General features: G+C 44.4%; 21 protein-coding genes and 2 pseudogenes. 8 read left to right on the forward strand and 15 right to left on the reverse strand.

From position 1 onward, the window contains the following. Positions 1 to 42 precede the first annotated feature (42 nt). Both A7985_RS20265 and A7985_RS20270 read left to right on the forward strand, forming a co-directional pair. Positions 43 to 846 carry a hypothetical protein gene (locus A7985_RS20265; protein WP_065792290.1) on the forward strand — a complete coding sequence of 268 codons (804 nt, stop codon included), beginning with the start codon at positions 43 to 45 and terminating at the stop codon, positions 844 to 846. Between the two features lie 128 nt (positions 847 to 974). Further along, positions 975 to 1,268, forward strand: a complete 294-nt coding sequence (locus tag A7985_RS20270) for a hypothetical protein (RefSeq protein ID WP_065792291.1) — start codon at positions 975 to 977, stop codon at positions 1,266 to 1,268. Between the two features lie 396 nt (positions 1,269 to 1,664). On the opposite strand, the gene A7985_RS20275 is transcribed toward A7985_RS20270, so the two are convergent. The 12 genes and pseudogenes from A7985_RS20275 to rpsJ all read right to left on the reverse strand — a co-directional run bounded on the left by A7985_RS20275 (position 1,665) and on the right by rpsJ (position 8,943). Beyond that, positions 1,665 to 3,617: a discoidin domain-containing protein gene (locus tag A7985_RS20275; RefSeq protein ID WP_065792292.1), complete on the reverse strand. Its 1,953-nt coding sequence runs from the start codon at positions 3,615 to 3,617 to the stop codon at positions 1,665 to 1,667. Between the two features lie 363 nt (positions 3,618 to 3,980). Continuing rightward, positions 3,981 to 4,238, reverse strand: coding sequence for a 30S ribosomal protein S17 (gene rpsQ, locus A7985_RS20280; RefSeq protein ID WP_039607539.1), 258 nt, complete (start codon positions 4,236 to 4,238; stop codon positions 3,981 to 3,983). Next, positions 4,238 to 4,429, reverse strand: a complete 192-nt coding sequence (gene rpmC / locus A7985_RS20285; RefSeq protein WP_039607538.1) for a 50S ribosomal protein L29 — start codon at positions 4,427 to 4,429, stop codon at positions 4,238 to 4,240. Before rpmC ends, rpsQ begins: the two co-directional genes overlap by 1 nt. After that, positions 4,429 to 4,840: pseudogene (gene rplP / locus A7985_RS20290) on the reverse strand (50S ribosomal protein L16). Before rplP ends, rpmC begins: the two are co-directional and overlap by 1 nt. Positions 4,841 to 4,853: 13 nt before the next feature. Further along, positions 4,854 to 5,555 carry a 30S ribosomal protein S3 gene (gene rpsC / locus A7985_RS20295; protein WP_023398455.1) on the reverse strand — a complete coding sequence of 234 codons (702 nt, stop codon included), beginning with the start codon at positions 5,553 to 5,555 and terminating at the stop codon, positions 4,854 to 4,856. A 12-nt stretch (positions 5,556 to 5,567) separates the two neighbouring features. Further along, positions 5,568 to 5,900 carry a 50S ribosomal protein L22 gene (gene rplV, locus A7985_RS20300; protein WP_010386167.1) on the reverse strand — a complete coding sequence of 111 codons (333 nt, stop codon included), beginning with the start codon at positions 5,898 to 5,900 and terminating at the stop codon, positions 5,568 to 5,570. 12 nt (positions 5,901 to 5,912) lie between these two features. Then, positions 5,913 to 6,191 carry a 30S ribosomal protein S19 gene (gene rpsS / locus A7985_RS20305; RefSeq protein ID WP_010367084.1) on the reverse strand — a complete coding sequence of 93 codons (279 nt, stop codon included), beginning with the start codon at positions 6,189 to 6,191 and terminating at the stop codon, positions 5,913 to 5,915. 16 nt (positions 6,192 to 6,207) lie between these two features. Further along, positions 6,208 to 7,032 carry a 50S ribosomal protein L2 gene (rplB, locus tag A7985_RS20310; RefSeq protein WP_023398456.1) on the reverse strand — a complete coding sequence of 275 codons (825 nt, stop codon included), beginning with the start codon at positions 7,030 to 7,032 and terminating at the stop codon, positions 6,208 to 6,210. Between the two features lie 17 nt (positions 7,033 to 7,049). Next, positions 7,050 to 7,352: a 50S ribosomal protein L23 gene (gene rplW / locus A7985_RS20315; RefSeq protein ID WP_023398457.1), complete on the reverse strand. Its 303-nt coding sequence runs from the start codon at positions 7,350 to 7,352 to the stop codon at positions 7,050 to 7,052. Next, positions 7,349 to 7,951, reverse strand: coding sequence for a 50S ribosomal protein L4 (rplD, locus tag A7985_RS20320; RefSeq protein WP_023398458.1), 603 nt, complete (start codon positions 7,949 to 7,951; stop codon positions 7,349 to 7,351). The genes rplW and rplD overlap by 4 nt, the downstream gene beginning before the upstream one ends. A 17-nt stretch (positions 7,952 to 7,968) precedes the next feature. Then, positions 7,969 to 8,604: a 50S ribosomal protein L3 gene (gene rplC, locus A7985_RS20325; RefSeq protein WP_010376387.1), complete on the reverse strand. Its 636-nt coding sequence runs from the start codon at positions 8,602 to 8,604 to the stop codon at positions 7,969 to 7,971. Positions 8,605 to 8,631: 27 nt separating this feature from the next. Next, the gene (gene rpsJ, locus A7985_RS20330) at positions 8,632 to 8,943 is read right to left on the reverse strand and encodes a 30S ribosomal protein S10 (protein ID WP_005495349.1); all 312 of its coding nucleotides are present in this window, start codon (positions 8,941 to 8,943) and stop codon (positions 8,632 to 8,634) included. Positions 8,944 to 9,442: 499 nt separating this feature from the next. On the opposite strand from rpsJ, the pseudogene plsB reads away from it, so the two are divergent. After that, a pseudogene (gene plsB / locus A7985_RS20335) lies at positions 9,443 to 11,868 on the forward strand (glycerol-3-phosphate 1-O-acyltransferase PlsB). A gap of 18 nt (positions 11,869 to 11,886) precedes the next feature. Here the strand turns inward: plsB and tesB are convergent. Then, entirely contained in the window at positions 11,887 to 12,744 is an 858-nt protein-coding gene (gene tesB / locus A7985_RS20340) for an acyl-CoA thioesterase II (protein ID WP_065792294.1), read from the reverse strand. 74 nt (positions 12,745 to 12,818) lie between these two features. Here tesB and A7985_RS20345 point away from each other — a divergent pair, with 74 nt between their 5' ends. Then, a complete protein-coding gene (locus A7985_RS20345) occupies positions 12,819 to 13,280 on the forward strand; it encodes an EVE domain-containing protein (RefSeq protein WP_065792295.1) in 462 nt (153 codons plus the stop codon). Here A7985_RS20345 and A7985_RS20350 read toward each other — a convergent pair whose 3' ends face one another. Both A7985_RS20350 and A7985_RS20355 read right to left on the reverse strand, forming a co-directional pair. Beyond that, positions 13,281 to 13,490: a hypothetical protein gene (locus A7985_RS20350; RefSeq protein WP_065792296.1), complete on the reverse strand. Its 210-nt coding sequence runs from the start codon at positions 13,488 to 13,490 to the stop codon at positions 13,281 to 13,283. Beyond that, positions 13,487 to 14,548 (reverse strand): potassium channel family protein, encoded by a 1,062-nt coding sequence (locus A7985_RS20355; protein WP_065792297.1) that lies wholly within the window; start codon positions 14,546 to 14,548, stop codon positions 13,487 to 13,489. The genes A7985_RS20350 and A7985_RS20355 overlap by 4 nt, the downstream gene beginning before the upstream one ends. Positions 14,549 to 14,749: 201 nt before the next feature. Between A7985_RS20355 and A7985_RS20360 the strand changes: the two genes are divergently transcribed. The 4 genes from A7985_RS20360 to A7985_RS20375 all read left to right on the forward strand — a co-directional run bounded on the left by A7985_RS20360 (position 14,750) and on the right by A7985_RS20375 (position 21,136). Continuing rightward, a complete protein-coding gene (locus A7985_RS20360) occupies positions 14,750 to 15,703 on the forward strand; it encodes a chemotaxis protein CheV (RefSeq protein ID WP_065792298.1) in 954 nt (317 codons plus the stop codon). A 139-nt stretch (positions 15,704 to 15,842) separates the two neighbouring features. Further along, positions 15,843 to 18,008: a DNA helicase II gene (gene uvrD, locus A7985_RS20365; protein WP_065792299.1), complete on the forward strand. Its 2,166-nt coding sequence runs from the start codon at positions 15,843 to 15,845 to the stop codon at positions 18,006 to 18,008. Next, positions 17,986 to 20,067 carry a GNAT family N-acetyltransferase gene (locus tag A7985_RS20370; RefSeq protein ID WP_065792300.1) on the forward strand — a complete coding sequence of 694 codons (2,082 nt, stop codon included), beginning with the start codon at positions 17,986 to 17,988 and terminating at the stop codon, positions 20,065 to 20,067. Before uvrD ends, A7985_RS20370 begins: the two co-directional genes overlap by 23 nt. Then, positions 20,033 to 21,136, forward strand: coding sequence for an ABC transporter substrate-binding protein (locus A7985_RS20375; protein WP_065792301.1), 1,104 nt, complete (start codon positions 20,033 to 20,035; stop codon positions 21,134 to 21,136). The genes A7985_RS20370 and A7985_RS20375 overlap by 35 nt, the downstream gene beginning before the upstream one ends. Positions 21,137 to 21,162: the final 26 nt, after the last annotated feature.

Consider the following 21,162-nt stretch of genomic DNA (forward strand, 5'->3'; position numbering starts at 1 on the left):
GAATTACGTTCCTAATTTTGAAAATAACAAAAAGGATTTATTATGAAAAAACTAGCTGCAATTGCGTTTGCACTCTGTACTCTTGGCAGTTATGCGTCGAATGCAAACGAGGGTATCACAGTTCAAAGTGAAGATTACGGAGTGAGTGGACACTTCGAAACAACCCTCAATGTAAGTTCACTTAAAAAAACGATATCTAACAAAGATAATACCGTTAAATTTAGCCTCTCAGATGACCTAAATAACCAAATAAGTAGTTCCATTACGTTTAATGGCAATACCTTCAATTTAAAACTAGATAATGTAAATAAAACGGTTGATATTTCTGGTTTTGACATTAATAACAAAAAGCTGGTTAATAGTGAAAAGCTGAAAAGTACATTAACCAGTATTTTTCGCGATTCTCAAAATCATGTCGAAGCTATTATGAACGCACAAACCAAACTAGACACAGATTCAAAAATCGTATTATTTAAGTTTTTTGAATTCCTTTCGACTTACCCTGTTGGCATGCCTCTAGAACAATCAATTGAACAAGACTTTTCGGCACAAGGCTGGACTGATCTTTGCCCCTATATGGGCAAGTACAAAACGGCCATTTGGGATGTCACTTATGTTGGCGTAAAGACCAAGCGTTATAAAGTAGGTGGCCACGGTTTCTGTGCCGCGCGTTGTGGTGCTGGTTGCCCAATGTTTGGCGATGGTCAATACACACAAGATTGTTTAAATCACGATGCTTGCGCAGACGTGGAAGGTGAACAATTAGGCGTTTGTGGCGACGAGTGGACATCAGCCTCTGATGATTTCTGGTTCTCACCAGATTGTACAACTCCACCATCAAGCTAATTGATCTCGATGGGAAAGTGAGCACGTTTCTTACTTTCCCTCATGATTGCTCATGACGTGTCGATAGACTTGATCTCTTGTTACCCCTATCAGACAATGGACATATAAAGTAAACAAGGATGACATATATGCTTAGCCAAAGACGGCTATTAGCCTTATCTATCATGATGGCATGTATAGCCATCGCCCCATTGGTTGCAATTTTGATAGCTGAATTCGTGTCCAGCCAATTAGATTGTATTGTCAATGAACGCAGTGATACGCCCTGCGAGTTGCTGGGTACTGACATTACTATGCTACTGGCCAGTTTTTATGTGAGTGGTTGGGCAAGCTTCATTACATTACCTTTAGCAGGTGGCCTTGCTGCACTACTGTACTTAAAGTACCTAGATAAGAAACTCATGAACAATGAATCGCAGTGACACTTTCACCTGAATGTTCACAAGCCATTACTTGAGGACAGTGCCTATACTTTAAATATTAAGAGAGGCGCACCAAACCTCAAACTGAGCGCGGCAATTTACACTTTCTGACCCCCAATTTTAGCTACTTTGATAAAGCAAAATGCCACAGCGTAGGCCGCTCATTATTTATGACTCAGTAATCATAAATGGACCGAGTTTGCACCCGTGGCAACGCAGGTTTCTGTAAAAAATACTTTTTATTTTCAAGAATGGCCTTTTAATTACAAGTACAACCAACGATAAAGCGATCAACGCATAGGTTGAATTTCACTCGCATGATAAAAAGTAAAGCCCCGATTATCATCGAGGCTTTACGTCAATCTTGCCGATTTTTTGGTTTCATTATCACACTGACTATTTTACGTAGTAAAACAGCGTATCTTGCTCTGCGCCGCTATACGCTCCGCTACTATATGGCCATTGATCAAACTTCACATTATGTTGATACAACGCCGCACCAATACGTGTATAACCATCACCACGACTCGTAGACTTTGTACTTAAGCTAATGAATGAGTAATCTAGCCCTGAAGCACTACAGCCAGAACCTTCTTGCAACCAAATCATGCCAATGTCATACGGTACTGGCGGCTGACTGAGATCGGTAGTTTGTGATAAAGCAACACAGTTTGCACTCTCAAGCTTGTCTTTATTTAACTGAGAAACTTTGCCATGCTCATCCACAAACATCATACCTGTGGTCATGTTTTTCTGTATTGCTTGCCATTGCTCGCTGGGAAGCACACCCAACTCATTTAGACTCAGTGGCAAACTTACGGCAATATTGTCCAACCCATCTTTGTGATGCGCGACTAAGGTCCAGCCTCCACCATTTGCGGTCATTTCACAGTGTGCGTAGAACGGCGCAACGCCCCCCTCGCCATCAGGGTCAATCTCATACATGCCTGAGCTTGCAGTGGGGTCTTGTTGTTTAATTGATGCGCAAGTAGTACCCAATGATGGTTCTGGCTCTGTTGGTGGAGTGACAACATCTCCCGAATTTACAAAGCCCCCAAAGTACTCCAACTCTCCAATGACACGATAACTGTGACCTTGCGTATTATGTATCTTCAGGCGAACAAACTTACCAACCGCAGGCTGCGATAGTTCAATCGTTTGGTCTAAACTTTTCACCAGCGAGAATGACTCATGATCAACAAAGTTCACATTGTCGTTAGACACTTGCAGTGTGACATCTTTAACGCCCATACCTGGATCTGAAGCGGCAGAGTACAACATCACTCTAAACGCCGTGATATAGGCAGAAGAGTTAAAGCTCACTTGCAGCCAATGCTCTTGGGCAAGTGTTGTCAACCAAATGCCACGTTTGATTTTAGCCGCCGCATCAGCGTTAATCTTGGTGGAGGAGTTATAACCATCAAAGGCGCCCGAAGCACTGTCTGCCGCATAATTATGACTTGAGCTATAAGATGAATCCGTTAAACCATTTGTGCCTATAAGTGCGATGTTGCCATATTGTCCACTGGTCTCTCCCGGTACTACTGTAAACGAGTCTGAGGTTGATAAACGCAGTGACATGGTGTCTTTACCATAATGGGTATTATCTTGGGCAAACAAATTGTTTTTCATTGATAGAATGCTGACCATTTCTAGCAAGTGACTGGTTTCTGTGTCCCTTGATTGCTCTTCTTGTAGCAACAACTTGCCCTGTAGCTTTTGAAACCCCGCTTCGTTGATCGCTTCTTGAGTCAGGTTAAATGGTGTCCCATCATTTGTCGTACCACTATTCACCTTGTTGTACACAGCTAAATAGCCAATAGACTCTTCAACATGTGCATTACCAGCTTCTTGTTCATTGAGGCTAATGCCAAACGTTTGTTGAGAAGTACTTGAAACTCTGAGTGAATATGCATCAGGGTCATTTTGAGTCTGTCCGCTCACAAAAACATGAGGTGCATGAGCAAAGCTCTCACTAAAAAACTGATGCTTAGAGCCACTACCAAGCGTCAGCTCCCCAGCCTCCCACACACTGCCGTCTTCTAAATGGTGGCGTCCCTTTTCAACCACTAAAAACGACACATATTCTTCACCGTGAATCCCATCTAAGTATGGCCACTCTTTAAATTGTACGTCAAAGCTACTCGCTGTCACGTTAGAAATGGCGACAACACCAGGTTCCTTATCGTTAAAAGTAGGCACAGACGGAATGATAATTGGGTCATGATAACCATTGATAGGAATGGTGATTGTCTGGTCCGTAATGGAGACGTTTTCTATTAACGTAAACGCCTGCGCGACAGGCGTCATAGCGGTTAACAGGGATGCTAAGCCAATTGATTTAAGCATAACTAGATCCTTTATAGATGAGAGTAGAGACGTGGGCAACACAAATGAGAATCCTCTCATTCAATTACCCGTTTCGTTGAGCTTTATTGTATTGGAACTAATGAATAACCCAATCTAGCTAAGAAGCTACCAAATCCGTATATAAATGTATTTATATGCATGATTAGGGCGTCAACAAATAGAATATTACCATGACTGAAATCATAAAAAATAATGCAATATTATTAAGTTAGACAGGTTTTGAATATTAAGAGACAGCACTTATGGCGTGCCAATGAATCGATGTTAACAATAATTTACAGGCTATTAAAAACAAAAACCCCAGCCGAAGCTGGGGTTTTTATAAGTCAACTTAATTAAAAATTAAGCTTTCTTAGGACGTTCAATCACGTCAACTAGCGTCCAAGATTTATTCTTAGAGATTGGCGCACATTCGCGAATAGTCACGACGTCACCTGCTAGTGCTGTGTTGTTTTCATCGTGTGCGTGCAACTTAGTTGTACGCTTGATGAATTTACCGTAGATCGGGTGTTTAACCTGACGCTCGATAGCAACAACGATTGACTTATCCATTTTGTCGCTAACTACACGACCTTGAAGAGTACGGATTTTATCGCTCATTATGCACCTGCCTTCTGGTTGATAACCGTTTTAACACGCGCAATATTGCGACGTACTTTTTTCAGCTCGTGAGTTTGAGCTAGCTGACCAGTGCTCGCTTGCATGCGCAGGTTGAACTGCTCACGAAGAAGCTCTAGAAGTTCAGCTTTAAGCTCTTCTACGCTTTTGTCTTTCAATTCGCTAGCTTTCATTACATTACCGTCCGAGTTACAAATGTTGTTTTGAAAGGTAATTTACGAGCAGCTAGGTCGAATGCTTCACGAGCAAGCTCTTCTGAAACACCTTCCATCTCTAAAGTACTTTCCAGGCTGAATTTCAGCAACCCAGTATTCAACAGAACCTTTACCTTTACCCATACGAACTTCAAGCGGTTTCTCTGTAATCGGCTTATCTGGGAATACACGAATCCAGATTTTACCTTGACGCTTGATATGACGCGTCATAGCACGACGAGCTGCTTCGATTTGACGAGCAGTCATACGGCCACGGCCAGTCGCTTTCAAGCCGAAAGAACCGAAGCTAACTTTGTTACCGCTAGTAGCAAGACCACGGTTGCGGCCTTTGTGTACCTTGCGGAATTTTGTACGTTTTGGCTGTAACATTAGTCGCTACCTCTTACTTAGCACTTTTCTTAGCTTTCTTCGGTGCACGTTTAGCTGGCTTCTCTTGCTCTTGCTTCAGTGGAAGACCACCGATAACTTCGCCTTTGAAGATCCAAACTTTAACACCGATGATGCCGTAAGTAGTCAAAGCTTCTGAAGTAGCGTAATCGATATCAGCACGTAGAGTGTGTAGAGGTACACGACCTTCACGGTACCACTCAGAACGTGCGATTTCAGCGCCGCCTAGACGACCGCTAACTTCAACCTTGATACCTTTAGCACCTAGACGCATTGCATTTTGAACTGCGCGCTTCATAGCACGACGGAACATAACACGACGCTCTAGCTGTGAAGAGATACCGTCAGCAACTAATTGTGCATCTAGCTCTGGCTTACGTACTTCTGCAATGTTGATTTGTGCAGGTACACCAGCAAGCTTAGTTACAGCTTGGCGAAGCTTTTCAACGTCTTCACCTTTTTTACCGATAACAACACCAGGACGAGCTGTGTGAATTGTTACACGGATAGATTTAGCTGGACGCTCAATAACGATTTTAGACACAGAAGCGTTTTTCAATTCCTTAGTAAGGTATTGACGCACTTTGTGATCGCCAAAAAGCTGCTCAGAGAAATCTTTTGTATTCGCGTACCAAGTAGATACCCAAGGCTTTGAGATACCTAGGCGAATACCAGTAGGATGAACTTTTTGTCCCATTACTTATATCTCCTAGCTATCTGAAACCACAACAGTGATGTGGCTTGAACGCTTAAGGATGCGGTCTGCGCGTCCTTTAGCACGTGGCATAATACGCTTCATTGTAGGACCTTCGTCTACAAATACTTTAGCCACTTTAAGCTCATCAATGTCAGCACCTTCGTTGTGCTCCGCGTTAGCGATAGCAGACTCAAGTACTTTTTTAACCAATACAGCCGCTTTCTTCGGGCTATACGCTAGGATTTCTAGCGCGCGATCAACCGGAAGTCCGCGGATCTGATCAGCAACTAGACGTGCTTTTTGCGCCGAACCAGAGGCGAATTTGTGTTTAGCTAATGCTTCCATCATACCCTCCGATTAACGCTTTTTAGCTTTCTTATCCGCAGCGTGACCGCGGTAAGTACGTGTAGGTGCAAATTCACCTAGTTTGTGACCGATCATTTCGTCTGTAACGAATACAGGTACGTGCTGACGACCATTATGGACAGCGATGGTCAATCCGATCATGTTAGGGATGATCATTGAACGACGGCTCCAAGTCTTGATAGGCTTCTTGTCACCGCTTTCCAACGCCTTCTCTACCTTCTTCAGCAAGTGTAGGTCAATGAATGGACCCTTCTTGAGAGAACGTGGCATGGCAATTCCTCAACTATTACTTAGTACGACGACGTACGATAAATTTATCAGTACGCTTGTTCTTACGTGTCTTAGCACCTTTAGTAGGCTTACCCCATGGAGACACAGGGTGACGACCACCAGATGTACGACCTTCACCACCACCGTGTGGGTGGTCAATCGGGTTCATGGCAACACCACGAACTGTAGGACGGATACCACGCCAACGGTTAGCACCAGCTTTACCTAGTGAACGTAGCATGTGTTCAGCGTTACCTACTTCACCGATAGTTGCGCGACAATCCGCTTCAACTTTACGCATTTCACCTGAACGTAGACGTAGAGTCACGTACTGGCCTTCACGCGCTAGGATCTGTACATATGCACCAGCAGAACGTGCAATCTGAGCACCTTTACCAGGCTTAAGCTCAACATTGTGTACTGTAGTACCTACTGGGATGTTACGCATTGGTAATGTGTTACCAGCTTTGATTGGTGCATCAACACCAGACTGGATTGCATCACCTGCTTTAACACCTTTAGGTGCGATGATGTAACGACGCTCACCGTCTGCATATAATACAAGAGCGATGTTTGCGCTACGGTTTGGATCGTACTCTAGACGCTCAACAACAGCTGGAATGCCGTCTTTAGTGCGTTTAAAGTCAATTACACGATAGTGATGCTTGTGACCACCACCGATATGACGAACCGTGATACGACCGTTGTTGTTACGACCACCTGATTTAGAGTTCTTCTCTAGTAGCGGAGCGTATGGCTTACCCTTGTGTAGATCAGGGTTAACCACTTTAACGACGTGACGACGACCCGCAGAAGTTGGTTTACACTTTTGAAGTGCCATAATTCTAACTCCCCTTATTACTCGGCGCCGCCGACAAAGTCTAGCTCGCTGCCTTCTTTAAGAGTAACGTAGGCTTTCTTCCAGTCTGAACGACGGCCGAAACGCATGCCTGTACGCTTTGTTTTACCCTTAACATTTAGAGTGCGAACACCAGTTACTTCTACTTCAAAAAGCTTTTCAACAGCTGCTTTAACTTCAGCTTTGTTTGCATCTTTTGCTACTTTGAACACGATAGTGTTGTTCGCTTCAGCAGAGATTGTGCTTTTCTCAGAGATGTGTGGAGCAAGAATTACTTTTAAAAGACGTTCTTCACTGATCATGCTAATGACTCCTCAAGTTGCTTCACAGCACCAGCAGTAATTAGAACCTTATCGAAAGCGATTAGGCTTACTGGGTCGATGCCAGCTACGTCACGAGTATCAACCTTGTACAGGTTACGAGATGAAAGGAATAGATTCTCATCTACTTCTTCAGTCACGATTAATACGTCTTTTAGCTCAAGCTCTTTAAGCTTAGCTACTAGTTCTTTTGTCTTAGGTGCTTCTAAACCGAAGTTTTCAACAACAACAAGACGCTCTTGACGAACTAGTTCAGATAAGATGCTCTTGATCGCACCGCGATACATCTTACGGTTAACTTTTTGGCTGTGATCTTGCGGCTTAGCTGCAAAGCTCACACCACCGCTGCGCCAGATTGGGCTGCGGATTGTACCAGCACGTGCACGGCCAGTACCTTTTTGGCGGAATGGTTTCTTACCACCACCACGTACTTCAGAACGCGTCTTCTGAGCTTTAGTACCTTGACGAGCACCTGCTGCGTAAGCAACAACTACTTGGTGTACTAATGCTTCGTTAAACTCACGTCCAAAAGTAGCTTCGGAAACTTCAAGCGCACCAGCGCCTTTAATTGCTAATTCCATCACTAAATCTCCAGGACTTATGCTTTAACAGCAGGTTTAACGATAACGTCGCCGCCGATAGCGCCAGGTACTGCACCTTTAACTAAAAGCAGGTTACGCTCAGCGTCAACACGAACTAGTTCAAGGTTCTGTGTCGTAGAACGAACATTACCCATTTGACCGGCCATTTTCTTACCTTTGAAAACTTTACCAGGAGACTGGTTTTGACCGATTGAACCAGGAGCACGGTGAGATAGAGAGTTACCGTGTGTAGCGTCTTGCATGCTGAAGTTCCAGCGCTTAACACCACCTTGGAAACCTTTACCTTTTGAAGTACCAGTAACGTCTACTTTTTTCACTTCAGTGAAAAGTTCAACAGTTAGTTCTGAACCTACTTCAAACTCACCTTCTCCGCCGTTAAGACGGAATTCCCACAGGCCACGACCCGCTTCAACGCCAGCTTTAGCGAAGTGACCCGCTGCTGGTTTGTTTACACGGCTTGCTTTTTTCTCGCCTGCAGTAACTTGAAGCGCGTTATAACCGTCTGTAGCGTCAGATTTGATCTGAGTTACACGGTTAGGCGTCGCTTCGATAACTGTCACAGGGATAGATACACCATCTTCAGTGAAGATACGTGTCATACCCACTTTACGACCGACTAGACCTAATGCCATTTTCCTAAAACCTCTCTAATCTTTCGATTAACCCAGGCTGATTTGAACATCAACACCAGCAGCAAGGTCTAGGCGCATTAGAGCGTCTACAGTCTTGTCAGTTGGTTCTACGATGTCGATCAGACGTTTATGGGTGCGGATTTCATACTGATCACGCGCGTCTTTGTTTACGTGCGGAGAGATCAATACAGTGAAACGCTCAAAACGTGTAGGTAGTGGGATTGGACCACGTACCTGAGCACCAGTGCGCTTCGCAGTTTCCACGATTTCCGCCGTTGATTGGTCAATCAAACGGTGGTCAAAAGCTTTTAGGCGAATACGAATGCGTTGATTTGACATTCTTAAACCTCAATTAAAAGAGCATTTAAAAAGAGCATAAAAAAACCGCCGAAACTATCTTAAAATACCTAAGAAGTCGGTTGTTCTTTTATTTCTACCATCGAACTCCAAATCGGAGTTCCTGTTTAATAGCCTGAAATCCAGACTTTTCATTTAACTTTCAGCGGCCAGAAGCCGAGAAAGTTCGCACATTATAAGGATACTGGTGATAAATGCAACAACTAAATGCAATAATTTTGTCGCATTGCGTTTGTTTACCCAACGAGGTGAAAAGGCACCGCAAACAAAATAAATTAACCGCACATTTTGGCGTCATAATGATCAGCGTGTTTATCCTCGTACTATACTTATCGACAACGAGTAAGGTAAAACACCAACACATATAACATAAACGCAGAGCCGAAGTGTGTTATCTAGGTGCTGCAAGAACCCACTGGACAATGGTCAGTCCAGTTAATCCCTGATATTCTATTGCAAAAATTTATACTTGGTACTGCGTATGCGCTTATTATCACAAAGTCTCAATGTGCTCGCTCGGTGGACAAATTGGCTCTTAGTTAAAAGTAAACTGTTGCCGGAAGACCCCGTTTCTCAGTTTAATCTTGATCCTAGCCTACCCACTTTTTATGTGACTCGACTAAATTCTCATGCAGATCTCGCAGCGTTGGACCGTATGTGTAAACAGCTTGGCTTGCCAAGCCCAATGCAAATGCAAACTATCGGTAGTACAGACATCCCCCGATTTATTGCAATGCAAAACCCAACGCCGTTGTTTTCTAAAACAGCGAAACCCAGCAATGCTTTGCAATTGAGCAAAGATATTTTTCATGCCTTAAAGGCAAACCCAACGGCCAAAGCACAAATTCTCCCAGTGTCTGTTTTTTGGGGCAGAGATCCTGGTAAAGAAAAACCCGGTCTCGCAACTTTGCTCGGTCACTCGCTCACCCCGAGTTGGCTAAGAAAGAGTTTTGTGTTGTTATTTTCTGGACGCGACAACTTAGTGCGCTTCTCGGCACCGATTGCAGTCGAGCAATTAATGAATGATAAAGCCGACGTCGAAGAGTTGCCACAAAAACTACTTCGTGTTGCCCGTGTGCACTTTCGTCGCCAACAACTTGCGGCTACAGGCCCTAAGTTGCCTTCCCGTGAAGCCTTGTTTAATTCGATACTCGCGGCACCCAACATTAAAAAAGCCATCGCAGAAGAAGCCAAAGCAAAAGGCCTCAGTCATCACGAAGCGCGGCTTAATGCCCAAGAGTTACTCGATGAAATTGCCGCTAATTACTCAGATGCAATGGTCAGGGTCGCCGACCGCGTTTTAACTTGGCTATGGAATAAACTCTACAATGGTATTGAAGTAAAGAATGCTGATGAAGTACGCGCTTTAGCTGATAAAGGCCATGAAATAATCTATGTGCCCTGTCATCGCAGTCATATGGATTATTTACTTTTGACCTATGTAATCTATCATCAAGGGTTGGTACCACCTCATATTGCTGCAGGAGTAAATCTTAATTTCTTCCCCGCGGGGGTATTTTTAGACGCTCTGGGGCTTTCTTTATACGTAGGTCATTTGCAGGTAATAAGCTGTATTCCGCGGTATTTAAAGAGTACCTCAGCCAGCTCTTTATTAAGGGCTACTCAGTCAAGTTTTATACAGAGGGTGGCCGCAGCCGCACAGGAAGACTATTACCGCCAAAAACAGGTATGCTGGCCATGACAATGCAGTCTATGCTGCGCGGGATCGATAGACCTATCTCAATTGTGCCAGTCTATATTGGCTACGAACATGTCATGGAGATAAATACGTATCTCAAAGAACTTGCGGGCAGTAACAAGAAAAACGAATCTGTACTTGGTGTATTTAAGGCAATCAAAAACTTGAGAAACTATGGGCGTGGCTACTTAAACTTCGGTCAACCGATTCACCTCAATCAGTACTTAAATGAACATCAACCGGACTGGCGTCAATCAATTTCAGCTGACGACGCCCCCAAACCACAATGGCTTAATGGTCAGGTGGCCAATGTCGCAGACCAGATCATGACAAATATCAACGCCAGTGCGGCTTTGAATGTGATTAATTTAGTCGCAACGATATTGCTCAGTAATGAACAATTTGCCCTTAGTAGGCAGAAGCTCATAGAGCAGCTGCGCTTTTATATGGCTTTGCAAAAGCGAGCTAAGTACAGTGAGTACGTTACGCAACCAAATGAAGATGCAGATGCCTTGCTTGAACATGCCCTTAAGCTTGAAAAACTCGAAGTGCTACAAGATGGTTTAGGTGACATTATCACGATAAAAGAGCAGGAAAGGACGTTATTCAATTACTATCGTAACAACATCTTACACTTGTTCGCTGTCCCGAGCGTCATTGCACAAATGCTGTTTAACCGCTACGAAGTGACCCGACAAGAGTGTGAAGAAAAGCTGGCTACACTCTACCCTTTGTTTGCCAAAGAGTGGTTCCTAATGCCTATGCGCGAAGGCTACATTCAGGACATACTCACCAGTTTTGCCGAGCATAACCTAATTACTTTTGATGGGTCGCAAGCCGTCACCAACAAAGACAACAGTGCACTCACCAAATTAGAAATGTTGGGCAAGGTCTGCCACCTGACGCTAGAACGCTACGCCATCACCAGTAGTTTGATTTTAAAACACCAAGACATTAAACGCGCGGAGTTAGAGAGTGAAAGCGAAATATTAGCCAATCGTTTGGGCACTCTTCATGGTATTAAAAGCCCCGAGTTCTTCGATAAAAAGGTATTAAGTAACTTTATTAATACCATGAAAGAACAAGAGTTTATTGCTATCTCTGAGCAACAGACTATCAGTGCAACAGCGCCATTAACCCAGTTACAGCAACACTTGAACGACTTATTGCCAGCACGGATCTGGCAATCTATTCACGATACACTATAGAAATTCATGCGTCAGTGCCTAACGCTGACGCATTACACCCTCTTGGATGGTTGACGCGACCAATTCACCCTGACGATTGAAAAACTGCCCACGAACTAACCCTCTACCATTACTGGCACTTGGACTATCTACACTGTAGAGCATCCAATCATCCAACCTAAATGGGCGATGGAACCACATTGCATGATCTATGGTTGCCACCTGCATGTTCGGTTGCATAAATGAAAGCCCATGCGGTTGCAGCGCCGTTGGCAAAAATTCAAAGTCAGAGGCATAGGCTAAAAGGTAATTATGAATGCGCCGCTCATCAGGCATTTGCCCATTGGCTTTGAACCATACATGACGCTTAGCCGGTGCCTTTTGAGGCTGAAATGGATTTTGGAAATTCACCGGTCGCATGTCTAACGGCATTTCTTGCGTAAACTTAGGTCTGAGAGATTCAGGGATCAGCTCAGCATTATCTTGATAGAACTGCAATGCAGACTTGAGAGTTTCTGGCTCAGGGACGGCGGGCATCTCACTTTGGTGAGACATACCAGACTCATCACCTTGAAAAGACGCTGTCATATAAAAAATAGGCTTACCATACTGAATTGCGCTCACCCGACGCGTGCTAAAGCTGCGCCCATCTCGAATATTCTCAACATCATAAACAATGGGTTTGCTCGCGTCACCGGGACGCAAAAAGTAAGAGTGTAATGAATTAACGTAGCGCCCTTCCGGCAGCGTATATTTCGCCGCTGACAGCGCTTGTCCCATCACTTGACCACCAAATACTTGAGGAAAGCCAAGATCTTGGCTCTGGCCACGATAAATACCTTGCTCTATTTCTTCCAAACTTAATAAATCAAGCAAGTCCTGTAACACTTGGCTCATTGCCCACCTCATCATTGTAGTTACTGCAATTACTGATAATAATACACTAATCTACTTTTAAATGAGTATTTATAATGGCTTATTGGTTATTCAAAACAGAACCGGATGCATATTCTCTCGACGACTTAAAAAATGCACCACAACAAAGCACCTTTTGGGAAGGCATAAGAAACTATCAAGCTCGTAACTTTATGCGCGACAGTATGCAAGAAGGCGATCTCGTATTCATTTACCACTCTAGCTGCAAGATACCCAGCGTGGTGGGCATAGCTAAAGTCACAAAAGCAGCGGAGGTAGACCCGTATCAATTCGATACATCGAGTGACTACTACGATCCCAAATCCAGCCCCGACAATCCACGTTGGATTGGCGTCACGGTGCAGTATGTTGAACAATTGTCAAAGCCTGTGACGCTAAAAGCAATCAAAGCCGATGACAACATTGTCGATTTGGCACTGAAAAAAGCAGGTCGTTTATCGATTATGCCCGTCACAGAAGTCGAATGGCACCACATCATTACTATGTCACAACCATAATCAGCTGTGCTTTTTGCTCCGGCGAGTTTTTACTCGCCCTTCTTTTGGAATAATCGTGATGTACAGTAGCAACGCTATCCATGAAAAAAACAGTGTGCCTATCAGCCAGCCATTTTTCTCATGACCTTTTGAACGTTTACTGCCTGCGATTAGACCAATTGGTGCAATGTATAAGCATACTGCAAAAACCAGCAACATCAGCTCATTCATATCTGCTCCCAAGCCACCTCGTTAACTAATACCCTTTGTGGTGCTATATAGTGAACAATGTCTCCCGCCTTGATGTCGTAATCTAATGGGGGATTTAAGTCCATATCTTGACCACTTCGGTCATGCGCTACCCCAAGCAAAGTAGCATTATGTCGTTCTTTAAAAAACATAAACAGTTGCCCAAACTGACAAGCTTTCACAGATGAAGGCAACTGTAAACTAAACTGGGTATCACCATGTAATGTAGAGAGCAATTCCTCCTGTACTCTACTAGAGCCGGGATCCTGCATAGAACGCACCAAAATTTCAGCAGACATCGCTGATGAGCACTCTACATTTGAGCAATGTAAACGCAAGAGCCGTGCTTTCGTCTCATCTGTAAAATGCGCACTAATATGTGCACCCGACTTAATCATAGGGCTAAGCTTTAATGCTGTGGTAAACGTATGGTCATCATCTTTGCCATCTACAATGACTTTATCTGCATACTCTACCGCCGCACGCTTCAGTTGCTCATCATCGGTAAAACTCACTAATCGTACAAAATCAACCTGTGCAAAACGCAGTAATGGGTGCTCCATATCTTCATGCACGGCCAATACAATGCGCCTATCCACGCGTTTGTTATCAGCTAGGATGAACTCTATCATTTTCTCTGTTCGAGTCGGATGCCAGCCAAATATAATGATATGATCTTTGAGGTGTGAGAAATTCTTATCGCCTTTCATAGCTCTTTTTACCCATAATGTAATCTCTTGCCCAACTTTGCCTAACAACACGCCAAAGAGTGCTAAGCCAAATGGTATTTGAAACAAGGCAACAACCCATCGCCCTAACTCCGTAGCGGCACTAAAGTCGCCATATCCAACGGTTGATGTTGTAACGACATAGTAATAAACGTATGTGTCGAGCGGTAATAATGCTTGCTCTTGTGCCGTCCACAACAAAACCCAAGTCAGCCACATATGACTAACAGTGGCCAACAGCAAAATTTCCCAACTTGCTCTATTTATATGCGTCTGTATTTGTACCAGTATGCGCTTAAATACAATTGGCATTAATTACCCTAGTTTTGTGTATTGCTCCTTGATTGACATCATCTTATAGTGGCAGAGCAAGTCAATGCTTTAACGTTAAAAAGTTGCTTTTTTCAGCATATTTCTACGGACCTAACTTTTACTCTAATGAAGTAAAGAACTCGTAATTTTTGTATTTATATGTGTATACTTTGGAAAGCAGCAAGAGTATGAGGTGAAAATATGGCGGGCGTATTAGCTTCAGTCGACCAACGCACACAGTTGGTGGGTGAAAATCGATTAGAATTGTTGCTATTTCATTTACACAGTCGACACTTGTTTGCACTCAATGTATTCAAAGTGAAAGAAGTCGTTAAGCTACCACACCTCAATAAGATGCCGAATGCTCACCCCAAAATTGCAGGGGTGACCAATATTCGCGGTGAATCTATCCCTGTTATCGATCTCAGACAAGCGATTTGCATGCCTGACACTGAGTACGATAGTGACAGTAACTTAGTTATCACTGAGTACAACCGAACTGTGCAGGCATTTTTAGTGGGTAAAGTTGATCACATCGTCAATACGACATGGTCTGATATTATGCCCACGCCAAAGACTGTGGGACGCAATCATTACTTAACGGCGCTCACTAAAATCCAACGTGACGGCACTGAACATATTGTCGAGATCATAGATGTTGAAAAGGTATTGGCTGAGATTATCGATTACGATGTAGAAATCCCAGAAGGGGTGCTGGATGAAAGTATCCTAAACCAGTTCCAAGGTCGCAAAATTCTCCACGCGGATGACTCTGCTACAGCCCGTCGCCAAGTGTCAGATACGCTTGCTCAAATTGGCATTGAGATCATTCCTGCAACGGATGGTCAAGAAGCGCTCAATTTACTTAAGCATTGGGCTGATGAAGGCATCGACGTAAACAATGAGTTGATGGCCGTGATCACGGACGCCGAAATGCCGGTGATGGATGGCTACAGACTCACATATGAAATTCGCAATGATGAACGACTAAAAGACCTTTACGTCATACTTAATACGTCTTTAAGTGGCAGCTTTAACCAAGCCATGGTTGAAAAGGTCGGCTGTAATGCCTTTTTATCTAAGTTTCAGCCAGATCTGTTAGTCCAAGAAATGCAAAAGCGACTCAAACAAATTTTAGACCAAAAAACTGTATAAAAAGACAGTAACAAAGAAAATAAATACACTTATTTTTCAATGAAGTATCTTTTTTGCATGTTGAAACTCTCCCCAAAAACTGGGCTTTAAATGCCACGCTAGGTATACTTTGCCCTCACTTTTCGAAATAGGCGCAAAGATGGACGTATCTGAATTACTTGACGGCTTGAATGACAAGCAAAGAGAAGCGGTTGCAGCACCGCTCAGCAACATGCTCATTCTCGCAGGCGCAGGCTCTGGCAAAACTCGGGTGTTAGTTCACCGTATCGCTTGGTTGATGCAAGTTGAGCACGCTTCACCTTATAGTATCTTTGCTGTGACCTTTACCAATAAAGCCGCCAAAGAGATGCGAACACGTGTCGAAGAAACCTTGCAGAGCCCCGTTGGTGGCATGTGGATAGGCACCTTCCATGGACTATCACACCGTATTTTACGCGCCCATCACCGAGAAGCAAAATTACCAGAGTCATTTCAGATACTCGATTCTGACGACCAACAGCGCATGATCAGACGCCTTCTCAAGTCGATGAATATTGATGAAAAAAAGTGGCCAGCGAAGCAACTCAGCTGGTACATCAGCGCACGTAAAGATGAAGGGTTACGCCCTAAGGATATCCAAGCCTTTGATGCCACTGAACAACTCATGCTCAACGTCTACACTGCCTATCAAGAAGCCTGCGACAGAGCCGGCCTTGTCGACTTCGCTGAAATATTACTTCGTTGCTACGAACTCTTGCAGCAACAGCCTACGTTACTGCGTCATTATCAGCAGCGCTTTAGGCACATGTTAGTAGACGAGTTTCAAGATACCAACAGCATCCAATATCAGTGGCTGAAACTGCTCGCTGGCGGCGAAAACAACATCATGATTGTCGGCGATGATGACCAAAGTATTTACGGCTGGCGTGGCGCAAAAATTGAAAACATTAAACGATTCTTGCAAGACTTTGATGCCGATACCATTCGCCTAGAACAAAACTACCGTTCCACCGCGACCATTTTGAAAGCATCTAACGCCTTAATTCAAAACAACTCTGAGCGCATGGGTAAGAGCCTTTGGACCGAAGGCAACCAAGGCGAACCCATTTCCATTTATGCCGCATTTAATGAGTTGGATGAAGCACGTTTTACGGTCGGTAAGATCAAATCTTGGCTGCAAGATGGCAACGCGCTCATCGATTGTGCCATTTTATACAGAAACAATGCGCAATCTCGCGTACTGGAAGAAGCCTTACTGCAAGAAGGGCTCAAATACCGCATCTATGGCGGCATGCGATTCTTCGAGCGCCAAGAAATCAAAGACGCCCTTTCTTACCTGCGTATTATCAGTAATCGTAATGACGACGCCGCATTTGAACGGGTGATCAATACTCCGGCGCGTGGCATTGGTGACAAAACACTCAGCCATATCCGCGATTGTGCCCGTAATGAGTCTTTACCACTGTGGTATGCTGCAAAAGCAGTCATCGAGCAGCAGCACCTAGCTGGACGTGCAGCCACTGCGGTGACTCGTTTTATCGAACTAATCGAACAACTGGATGAAAAGCTCGTAGAGCTAGAGCTGGCAGAACAAGCAAAAACAACCATTGAGCACTCTGGGTTGTTGGCCATGTATCAAGCTGAAAAAGGTGAGAAAGGCCGCGCTCGCGTAGAAAACTTAGAGGAATTGATCAACGCCTGTGGCCAATTCGAGCTACCAGTGGAAGAAGAGTTTACTTCGCCGCTGCAAGGTTTCTTAGCCTATACCTCTTTAGAAGCCGGTGAAGGACAAGCTGATGAACACGAAGATGCAGTACAAATGATGACATTGCACTCGGCAAAAGGCTTGGAATTCCCATTAGTCTTCATGGTCGGTGTAGAGGAAGGTATGTTCCCCTCTCAGCAGAGCCACGAAGAGTCCGGCCGATTGGAAGAAGAGCGTCGTCTTTGCTATGTTGGCATGACTCGTGCGATGCAAAAATTATACATCAGTCATGCCGAGAGCCGCCGCTTGTATGGCCAAGAAAAGTACCACAGTCCTTCACGCTTTTTACGAGAGCTCCCTGAAGAGTGCACCGAAGAGATCCGCATCAAAACGCAAGTGTCTCGACCCGCAAGTACCAATCGATTCAGTGCATCGGTGAGCCATGCTGCTTTTGAAGACAGTGGCTTTAGCTTAGGCCAACGCGTTTTGCACCCTAAATTTGGCGCAGGTACTGTGCTGAACTATGAAGGCAATGGTGCTCAATCTCGTGTTCAAGTAAATTTTGAAGACTTCGGTACCAAATGGCTGGTCACGGCTTATGCAAGACTCCAAGCAATCTAATTTACCTGCGCTGCTTGGCGAATTAAAACAAGCGAGACATCGTCAGATATTGGTTCTGTGCGGTAGCCAACAATGGGGTATCGCACAGTATAAAGCTATCATAGGCGATAACACTGCGCTCGCTTTGAGTAGTCACGCTCAGTTTGAAGAGGCAATTTGGCCTCAGCATCTGCACCAAATACTCGGTCAAGAATTCCAATTTGTCTGCTATGACGGTTACAGTGGTGTCATTCCCAATAAGCTCGCTGCCGCAGCGGGCACAGTTCAAGCAGGCGGATTGCTCGTTTTGATTCTTCCAGAGCTTAACTCTCTGTCGCAGTGGTGTGACCCTGCGCTCGATAAGTGGCTCTCGGAAGGGGAAACGCCATCTTCTAGCCCTTTCTTGATGCGCTTGACGAAACTCATCACACAATCCCCTGTTTGGCTTATCAGCGAACAGGCTGACAGCTATTTGCCTGAGCACTATATCGCATCAACCCAATCACTTGATTTGGCACCGCAAGCCAGCTTAGTGTCGAATATTGTCGAGCACTTCTCGCACAAAGTCGCAGCACCCGTGTTGCTCAGCGCCGACCGCGGCAGAGGAAAATCAGCTGCGCTCGGACTTATTGCAGCCCATGAAAAGACGAAGAAAATTGTGATTTGCGCACAGCAGCGACGCGCCGTACAAAATAGCTTCAAACACTTGGCATTGGAACTTGGGCTTTGTGAACCCAGTGTGCAGCAAAATAACCTGCACAATCTCACCTATATGCCACCAGATGCTGTGCTGGCCGCTCGACCAAATATCGACATGCTGATGATAGATGAAGCTGCAGTCATTCCTGTGCCAATATTAAAACAGCTATTGACCTGCTGCCCCAAGGTGATCTTTGCCAGCACTTTAGTTGGTTACGAAGGCAATGGTCGCGGCTATACATTACGCTTTCAAAACCACTTACAAACACATTACCCTAACTATATATCGCGTCACTTAGAGGCGCCCATCCGCTATGCAAGTGATGACCCGCTCGAAAATCACATGCGCCTATTGTTTGCCCTTGATAGTGAGCACGATGCGCCATCCCAAATATTACCCACTGCGGTTCAATATCAACCGATAACGCGCGTCGATTTACTCAACGATGAAACCCTGTTAAGACAAGTTTTCGCGCTGCTAGTGTTAGCCCATTATCAAACCTCTGTGAATGACCTGAGGCAATTGTTAGATAGTCCAAGTAATCGCCTTTTTATTGCCAAGCACGCACAGCATCTAGTTGGCGTATGTCTGATGAGTATCGAAGGCGATTTGAACGAAGCACTGGCTGTACAAATCGCCTCAGGGGCACGCCGCCCGGCAGGCCACATGATGGCGCAACAGCTATGTCAGTTGCAAGGCGATACTGATTTTGTCACCCATGCAGGTGCGCGTATTGTGCGTATTGCTATTGCCCCTACAGCGCAACACCAAGGTATAGGACGGGCACTGATTGGGTTTGCCATGCAGCAACTGCGCGATCAGGTCAGTTACTTTGGCAGTAGCTTTGGTGCCCAAGAAAAACTACTGCGCTTTTGGCAAAAACTGGGCTTTGAGCCAGTAAAGTTAGGTTACAAAAAGGATAAATCTAGTGGTGAGTTTGCTGTTCTGGTAATACATCGAGACACCCCACTCAATATATCTGCGATACGGGCACAATTTAAAAGCCAATTATTTTTCGACCTACCCGATCTATACCAAGATCTGCCTTGGCAACTCGTTTACACGCTATGTCGTACATTACCACCGTGTGAATTTAAACAAAGTACGCTGAGGCAATTAGCGTACGTAGCGAAAAAAACCGCCACACAGCAGCAAATTGCGCCACTGCTTTACGATGTAATCATGACACAACCAAGCATACTGTCAGCACTTATAAACATTTCCAAAATGCGTTTGATTCTACTATTATTACAGCGCCATCAGCCAAAAGAATTAGTTTCAGAACTAAAAATAGAGTCAAAAAAACAATTACAGCTTGTTTTTCAACAGTTGTTATCGGAAGTTTATGCTGAAATCACTATTACAAAGCGTCCTAATTAACGGATTATTTTTATTAAGCTCAGCAACTTATGCGCAAGCACCTGAACGCATAAAGCTCGGGATGAGTGTCGCATTAAGTGGACCTGCCAGCCACATAGGTATGCAGCTTAAGGGAGGCCATCAACTCTACTTAGAGTACGCAAATGACCATGTACTTAATGAAAAGACCAAGTTGGATCTTTTGGTACTCGATGATGGCTATGAGCCCAACCGTACCGTCGACAATACCCACTACTTAATACAGCACCACAAAATTCACGCCCTCATTGGCAACATGGGCACACCTACGGCCCATGCCATTAAAGACATTTTAAAGCGCCACCAGCTTCCTTTTCTGATGCCTTATACCGGTGCTAACTTTTTATATAGTAACCCACAATTTCCAACTTTCACGCTGCGCCCAAGCTACTTAGAAGAAGCTGAGGAGCAAATCAAATACCTTGTCGATGAATTGGGGCATAAAAAAATAGCGCTGTTTATTCAAGCCGACGAATTCGGACTGACTTTAGAGCAAAGCCACAGGCAGGCATTACGAGATAAAAATATTGAGCCCGTTGTGATTGCGCGATTTCGCCGCAACACCAACGACGTAGCCCGTGCCTTAACCCAAATTTTATTAACTGATACGACTGCCATTGCCATGATAGGCACATATGAACCTTTAGCTGCATTTATCAATCAAGCATATCGCGCTGGATTCAGAGGCACGTATACAAGCGTATCATTTGTCTCATCTGCCGCCTTATTTGAAAATATCATTGCACCAGCTCAAGTCATGGTCACTGAAGTGCTGCCAGACCCAACCTCTTGTAAAGGCCACATCTGTACGCTGTATCGAAAGCTCTCTAAAGACAAAAAAAAGACGGTGAGCCACCAGTCTTTTGAAGGATTTGTAAACGCTTACCTGCTTGTTGAAGCACTAAAGCACTGTGAAACTGGTACATTCTCAACATGTATTGTGCCGGCAATAGAACAAGAGCGCAGCACCAATCCTGCAATTAAAACACTATTTAAACCACAAAAAAATCGTACCGAACACCCCGTCTATAGATCTTATTTGAAATATTGATCTATGCTTAGTACAAGCAAATAATG

This window comes from Pseudoalteromonas luteoviolacea (genome assembly GCF_001696455.1).
GTDB classification, from domain to species: Bacteria; Pseudomonadota; Gammaproteobacteria; order Enterobacterales; family Alteromonadaceae; genus Pseudoalteromonas; species Pseudoalteromonas luteoviolacea_C.